The organism is Endozoicomonas atrinae (assembly GCF_001647025.1).
GTDB lineage: Bacteria > Pseudomonadota > Gammaproteobacteria > Pseudomonadales > Endozoicomonadaceae > Endozoicomonas > Endozoicomonas atrinae.
Map to the genome: position 1 here is coordinate 1 of NZ_LUKQ02000381.1, position 3,804 is coordinate 3,804.

The 3,804-nt window shown below is 43.2% G+C and carries 3 protein-coding genes and 2 pseudogenes; 3 read left to right on the top strand and 2 right to left on the bottom strand.

Features of this window, described 5'->3' with window-relative positions:
* Positions 1–176: pseudogene (locus tag AK963_RS32575) on the top strand (IS256 family transposase); the annotation flags it as partial.
* Between the two features lie 29 nt (positions 177–205).
* On the opposite strand, the gene AK963_RS26550 reads toward AK963_RS32575, so the two are convergent.
* Positions 206–1,147 carry a serpin family protein gene (locus tag AK963_RS26550; RefSeq protein WP_083232912.1) on the bottom strand — a complete coding sequence of 314 codons (942 nt, stop codon included), beginning with the start codon at positions 1,145–1,147 and terminating at the stop codon, positions 206–208.
* Between the two features lie 489 nt (positions 1,148–1,636).
* On the opposite strand from AK963_RS26550, the gene AK963_RS26555 reads away from it, so the two are divergent.
* Together AK963_RS26555 and AK963_RS26560 are read left to right on the top strand one after the other, a co-directional pair.
* On the top strand, positions 1,637–2,599 hold the full coding sequence (locus tag AK963_RS26555; RefSeq protein ID WP_066018362.1) for an MBL fold metallo-hydrolase: 963 nt from the start codon (positions 1,637–1,639) through the stop codon (positions 2,597–2,599).
* 163 nt (positions 2,600–2,762) lie between these two features.
* On the top strand, positions 2,763–3,557 hold the full coding sequence (locus AK963_RS26560) for a hypothetical protein (RefSeq protein ID WP_066018363.1): 795 nt from the start codon (positions 2,763–2,765) through the stop codon (positions 3,555–3,557).
* A gap of 71 nt (positions 3,558–3,628) precedes the next feature.
* On the opposite strand, the pseudogene AK963_RS36010 reads toward AK963_RS26560, so the two are convergent.
* Positions 3,629–3,804: pseudogene (locus AK963_RS36010) on the bottom strand (IS256 family transposase); the annotation flags it as partial.

Here is a 3,804-nt window from a genome sequence, read left to right on the forward strand (position 1 = left end):
GCGTCATTCGTAAGGCGATCAAGAACCGGAAGATTTTTCGGACTGATGAGTCAGTCATGAAGGTAATCTATCTGGCCATGGAAAAAGCTTCCGAGAAATGGACCATGCCGATCAGGAACTGGAAAGCAGCCATGAACCGGTTTGAAATTATGTTTCCTGACCGGTTCAAGGAGTAATAGTTTTGGTGGCGTTTACACAGAATTATTTACAGGCTCGTACCACTGGCACCAGCCTCTGGATACTCTGTTGTAAATTGATAGTCGAACTTGACTTTGGGGAGTGTTAGTCTTGCTTCATCTCCATCAGTTTTACTTAGAACTGATGATAGCCCATCCGACAAAACTTTACTGAGTTGCTCTTCACTCGCTGGATCTGTTTCATCTTGTGGTGGTAAAACAAGCACAGCTTTTATTCCTGTTTCTTCAACAGGAACCGCTACAAAATCAAAGCCTTCGTTATTAAAATGTGTGATGGAGTTGGTATCATTGCTGCTTTTCATCCACTGAATTTCGGGGTGGGTCTCGTTTTTCCATGTCATTGTTGAACTATTTTCTGTATCCATAAGTTCAAAAGGTTCACTCCATGAAACATGTTGGAATAACCAAGTTACCAGTCGAAGGGCAAGATCTGGATTTTCCAAGTTTCTGGCATCAAGAAAATCAGTAATCATGCCTTGAGTGTCATGAGCTATCCGCGTATTGAGCTCTTCGGTAGCTTTGGCAAATCCCTTCTGTTCTAACTCTACGCTAGTTGTATGTGGAATCTGTAGTCGCTCCAGAGTCTTATCAACATACTCTCTTTTTGATTGAACATGTATGCCTTCTGCAGTGTTCTTGATATTTGGTCGATTTTGATCCGCCTCGATAGCATCTCCCTTTAAACCTGCTTCATTCATTACTCTGGCAGTAATTTGCTCTGTTGTTTTTACGAGAAGCGGTGAAGTAATAACATTAGCCGATCGGTCGGCCAATGTTTGTTGAACAAATTGCTCTACATCACCTTGAAGCCCTTGAAAGTATGGAGTGATATTTGCTGATTTTATTTGATGAGCACCAGGCGAGCCAACTTCCCGTGTCATGGGTGAAGAGTCTAAACTAAGTAGAGTATTTTGCATTCCATTATTTGGTGAAGTGCTTAAACTTTGCATTATGATTCAAACCTCCAGAGTTGATATTTATTATTTGAACCTACGCATTTGCTCACGTTCGATAATGGCAAGCTCAGAAAAAGGATAGAAGGTGTATTGTTTTTGTAAATTTTTTCCTGATTGCCTCTTAACCTCAGCCATTTATAGAGGTGAACACCTTGAACTCTTTGTGGCATAACGTTTAGAGAGGTTTTGTACAATGGTTCAATACAGTAATTTCAAGACCTAACATTCCTGCCACACCAGTATCTATAAGTGCTCTTCTCCATGAGGCTGAAGAAGAGTGGTAATCAGGAATTTTTTTGAATTTAAATGTTATCAATTGCCATTTTTTTAGAATTTATTACTGTTTAGTTGGGTTTGTTAGTTTTTTTAGATGCTAAAATCTTGGGTGGATTTGATTTGTCTATAGTGACTTTTAAATGAATTGATTAAAGGTCTTCTAATTAAAGGCCGAAAGCTAAATTTTGAATTTGAAGGCTAATGGTGATGACGAAAAAAACGTTTGCATCCTCCGGAGATCTTGAACAGAAAAAAGAAACACTGGAAGTACTGGCAGACGGTGTTTATGCCTTTACCGCTGAAGGTGATCCCAATGTCGGGGCCATTGAAGCGGAAGACTTTCTTATTGCGTTTGAGGCTCGGGCAACGCCAAGAGCAGCGTCCGACTGGCTGAATGAACTCAGAAAGTATACGACCAAGCCCATTAAGTACCTGGTTTTGTCTCATTATCATGCGGTCAGGGTGTTGGGTGCGTCCGCCTTTTCAGCCGAATCGATTATTACCCATGAGAACACCAGCTTCCTGATTGACGAGCGTGGTATGGATGACTGGGAAAGTGAGTTTCGCCGTATGCCCAGACTGTTCCGGGAGCCTGAGGGAATTCCGGGGCTGACTCACCCTGATATTGTCTTTAACGATCGATTAGAAATCCCGCTGGGTGGGCTTCGGGGAAGTCTGGTGCTTGAATACTGTGGGCGAGGCCATACGGCCGGAGACATTTGTGCCTGGTTGCCTCAGCATAACATTCTGTTTGCCGGTGATCTTGTGGAGGCACAAGCCGCACTTTATACAGGTGATGCTTTTCATTTCGACTGGTCTACAACCACTCTGGATAAGGTAAAAGCATACGGCGCAGAGACGTTGGTCGGTGGCCGTGGAGCGGTTGTTCACGGTCGGGACAGTGTTGATGCGGCTATCGAACAAAGCCGTAACTTTCTTAAGACCATGATTGATCAGGTAGGGGCCGTTTATAAAAACAAGGGAACACTGAAAGAAGCGTTTGCTGCCTCTCATAAAAGTCTGGCTCCTCAGTATGGTGGCTGGCCCATTTTTGAGCACTGTCTGCCATTTGACGTTCAGCGCCTCTGGGATGAATTTGATGGTATCGACTGGCCTAGAATATGGAATGCAGAGCGGGATCAGGAAGTTTGGGATCAGTTGCAGGGGTAACGGCACTGGCTTATTTGCGTAACAATCCTAAGGTAATGTAAGCCATTTAGATTACCTTATACTGCTTTAATAATTGAATTATTGGCATTATAAAATGTCTCAGAAAATGAACTTAAAGGTTTTTATTGCAGGAATGTAATGAGTTCTTTCTTGGTAATAGGCAATGCCTTCAACTCTCAGTAGTGCTCTTCCTCCAATTATTAGTGCAGTTGCCGAAACTGCCTCGGTAAGCCCAAAATATGCACTAAAAGATAAACCTGCGATGAAGCATAGAGTTGTAGGTAACGTCTCTGCATACCTAAAAAAAGTTCATGGTGTCTCCTCTGCAGTGACGTTTCCTCCACTCCAGATAATGGCTAAGCCAGCAACCCTTCATACCCGAAAGTCCATGCAAGCAACGGAAGCACAAGAAACAAAAGGTTTAAGGGTTGGGCAAATGTTTAGAGAATACTCCCTGGATAAGGAATATGAACGGCGAGCAGGGGTTGGCAGGTATGATATCCACCAGTTCGATGCAGATTCTCCGTTGCGATCCCGGTTACGGCAATATGGCTATCATCTCCATTCTTTGAGCTCTTTACCTTCTGGAACCAGTAAACTAACAGTAGATAGTTCCCAATTTCAGAAAACTTCTGATTTCTTAAAAGAAATGCAGCAGTCTATAGCCACCCGTTATCCACTGGGAAAGATGCCCCCTTTTGGGAGTGGTATTCATGTCGGGTGTGATGGCAGAGGGGAAAGGCAAAACCGGAAATACACTGAAGCGGAAGAGATCTATATGTATATTCACCGTGAACTCTCTGTATTGGTGGGTCGTGATAAAACAGTGAGAAATCTCATGGATGTGGTCAGGAGTGTATTTGATGAGCCAGCACAGGATTTGATTCTGCTTTCTCTCAATCAGCTACATGACAGCCTGAAGGAACGAGTGAAGCTGTTAAAAAGATCATCCCCCTGAATGAGTGTGTACATACTCTTCGTTTGTTCACCGAGCCTGTAAATAATTCTGTGTAAACGCCACCAAAACTATTACTCCTTGAACCGGTCAGGAAACATAATTTCAAACCGGTTCATGGCTGCTTTCCAGTTCCTGATCGGCATGGTCCATTTCTCGGAAGCTTTTTCCATGGCCAGATAGATTACCTTCATGACTGACTCATCAGTCCGAAAAATCTTCCGGTTCTTGATCGCCTTACGAATGACGC